This is a genomic window from Polaribacter litoreus, from assembly GCF_054584775.1.
Genome location: NZ_JBTLRD010000050.1, coordinates 1 through 2,951, shown reverse-complemented (window position 1 = coordinate 2,951; position 2,951 = coordinate 1). Strand labels below are relative to the sequence as shown.

The window sequence follows — 2,951 nt, the reverse complement described above, 5'->3', positions numbered from 1 at the left end:
GCGGATTTTCCTATCAGTAATTATTTACTTACTTTTAGCTAAACAAAATCGCAACTAAAATATACACAAAAACGTTACCTAACATTTAGGAAAAGAGATTAAATGAAAGAAAAAATTGAAATTCCAAAAAGTAAGAAAAAAATAATTTGGATTATTTTAGGTTCAATTTTACTTACAATTGGATCATATAGAATGTTCATAGAACCTGAACCTACTTTAATTTATAGAAGAGGAGGATATTTTATGAAAATAAAAAGTGAGGAAATTATAAAAATTCTTGGTCTGTTAGGTATTATATTTTTTGGAATAATAAATGCTTTAGGAATTAAAAAGCTTTTTGAGAAGAAAGCTGGAATAATTATTAACAAAAAAGGAATTATAGATAATTCTAGTTTTTTTAAAATTGGACTTATTGAATGGGAAAATATAATTTCAATAAAAAAAAGGAGTGTAAATTCTATTGATTTTCTACAAATTATAGTTAAAAACCCTGAATTTTACATCAAAAAGAACAATATTCTATCAAAATTGATAATGAAATTGAATTTAAAGTTATACGAAACACCTATTAATTTTTCATCAAATTCAATAAAAATGAACTTTCAAGAATTGGAGGACTTAATACAAACTGAATTGAAAAGAAATAAAAACGTTAGGTAACACCGTATAAACTTTATTGCTAGTTATAGCTCACTTGGGAAATTCCTTCGGAATTTCGCCGTTCGTGTTTTATTTATTAAATTCATTGCTTAAACCACGCAACAAAGCTTATACAACAACGTTAGCATACATATGAAAAGAAGAACATTGAGTATCATAATATTATTGGTTTCTACATTTGGTTTCGCTACCGAACAAATTCCTGATATTTTGATATGGAAAAATGACACAATTTCTTTACATAGCAATCCATTAGGTTCATATCCGAAATTAGACGACTTGAATTTATTTGGAGACCAAGATGCTGGATATTCGACCGCTTGTTGGAGAGGATATATTGCAGAGTGGAAAATTATTGATAATAAACTTTACTTATCAAATATCTACAGTTGTGATTATTTCTATTCAGAAAATAAAATCAAAGCTGATTTGAAAAAGTTATTTCCAAAAGAATATGAAAATGGAATAGTATTAGCAAATTGGTATTCTGGAGAATTGTCTGTTCCTAATGGCAAATTAATTAATCAGGAATTAAAAGTTTACGAATCTGAATGGATATTAAGTTTAAAAAAAGGAAAAGTCATAGATGAAAAGAAATTCGACAATTCAGAATCTCACATCTCAATCTATACTCAAAACCAAGAGAGTTTGAATGATTTCATTTCAAAGAATATAAATTGGAATAATATACCTCATATAGAAAAAGGTAATCATAAAGTTTATGGACTCATAAAGTCTGGAAATTCAAAAACGAAATTTAGCGTAGAAATAAAATCAAGGACAAAGTACAAAGAATTAGAAAAAGAAGCTTTAAGAATATTAAAATCACTTCCTGAATTTGATTTTTATATCAAAGCAGGTGAAGTAATTAATGTAGCTTATACAATACCAATAATGTTTAATGAAGAATACAGACCGAAATAAATACGTATGCTAACACCGTGTATAATTAATGGCTAGTTCTCGCCTACTTACGAAAATCCTAGCGGATTTTCTATTCGATTTTTATTTGCTAAATTACGTACCTAAACACGCCACTAATCATACACAAATCCGTTGGCAACAATATAAAAAAAAGGAAATATAATGGAAATAGAGAAAGATGAAAGAGATTTAATACTTGAATTCATCACTAAAGAACATTTAAAACGTAATAATGTAAAGTCTGAAAATATTAGAACAAATTTATTTCCGAATTTAAACAAAGAACAAGTTGAGCAATTAATTTACGAAATAGAAAAACACGAACCGAAAATAGTTGGAGTTTTTAAAAGTGGAATGGAAGTTTTTATTAATTCTAATGATTTAACTGAACAATTTTTGAAAGATGGAGGTTTTACTGAAATTGAAAGAATTAAAAACGAAAAGGAAATTAAAATAGAAAAGAAGGAAAATTTTGATTTTAAAAATTCTAAATTCAAGTATTATTCTTCTGGAATAGTATTATTAATATTAATTGCAACTTTTATATATAGAAGTTGTGAATTTAGTGATAATGACAACGTGAATAATGAAGAATATCTAAAACAAGATTACCAATCAGAAAAAAATACAAAAGAAAATAATACAGAAGATGATGCTTTAATTTTAAGCCAACAAAATGACAGTCTTTTACTTCCTGCCAATTCTGAAAAATAAATTTAAAAAAAGAAAACATAAATAATTAAAACAAGTAAATATGAAAAAAGTAATATCAGTAACAGTAAAAAACAATAAGGTTGAACAATCTAAAACTTGTGAAATAAACGAACTTAAAGAACTTAATGATTATTTGAAAAAAGAAAGATTGAATATAATTGAAACAAAAACAACCTACAGTAATGAATCTTTTTACACTATTCTATGTACGTTAAGTGCTAGAGGAATTGTTAAGTAGTTTCATTAATAGTAATCGAACTATAAAAACAAATTCCTAAAAACCTGAATTTACTTACGGTTTTATATAGATAATGATCTCCATCTTCTGTGTATTTCCAAGTATTTTCAGTTGTTTTTTTGAGAGGAACGAATTTTGACATCACAATTAAATTTAAAGATTAATAAAAAATGTGCTAATAAAGGAAATGACAACTAAAAAATACTGTTGCCAACACCGTATAAAATTAATTGCTACTAATAGCTTATCTAAAAATAGACATTGCTTATTTGTGTAGATGTTGAACTAATTAAATTACTCTATTTTTACTTAATTAGCAACTTATTTTATACATTAACACGTTGGCATTCATTAAAAACTGAAAATGAGAAAAATAATTTGCATTTTAATATTAACATTTCTAATTTCTGAAAAC

5 protein-coding genes are annotated in these 2,951 nt (G+C 25.6%); 4 read left to right on the top strand and 1 reads right to left on the bottom strand.

The genetic code is table 11. The annotated features are described in order from the left end of the window. Positions 1–102 precede the first annotated feature (102 nt). From ACW9UN_RS16915 to ACW9UN_RS16900, 4 genes are all read left to right on the top strand, one after another. On the top strand, positions 103–660 hold the full coding sequence (locus ACW9UN_RS16915; RefSeq protein WP_459487546.1) for an STM3941 family protein: 558 nt from the start codon (positions 103–105) through the stop codon (positions 658–660). Positions 661–807: 147 nt separating this feature from the next. Beyond that, on the top strand, positions 808–1,584 hold the full coding sequence (locus ACW9UN_RS16910; RefSeq protein ID WP_459487545.1) for a hypothetical protein: 777 nt from the start codon (positions 808–810) through the stop codon (positions 1,582–1,584). A gap of 162 nt (positions 1,585–1,746) precedes the next feature. Then, positions 1,747–2,298: a hypothetical protein gene (locus ACW9UN_RS16905; RefSeq protein ID WP_459487544.1), complete on the top strand. Its 552-nt coding sequence runs from the start codon at positions 1,747–1,749 to the stop codon at positions 2,296–2,298. 40 nt (positions 2,299–2,338) lie between these two features. After that, on the top strand, positions 2,339–2,536 hold the full coding sequence (locus ACW9UN_RS16900; RefSeq protein ID WP_459487543.1) for a hypothetical protein: 198 nt from the start codon (positions 2,339–2,341) through the stop codon (positions 2,534–2,536). Here ACW9UN_RS16900 and ACW9UN_RS16895 read toward each other — a convergent pair. Then, the gene (locus ACW9UN_RS16895; protein ID WP_459487542.1) at positions 2,529–2,678 is read right to left on the bottom strand and encodes a hypothetical protein; all 150 of its coding nucleotides are present in this window, start codon (positions 2,676–2,678) and stop codon (positions 2,529–2,531) included. The genes ACW9UN_RS16900 and ACW9UN_RS16895 overlap by 8 nt on opposite strands. Positions 2,679–2,951: the final 273 nt, after the last annotated feature.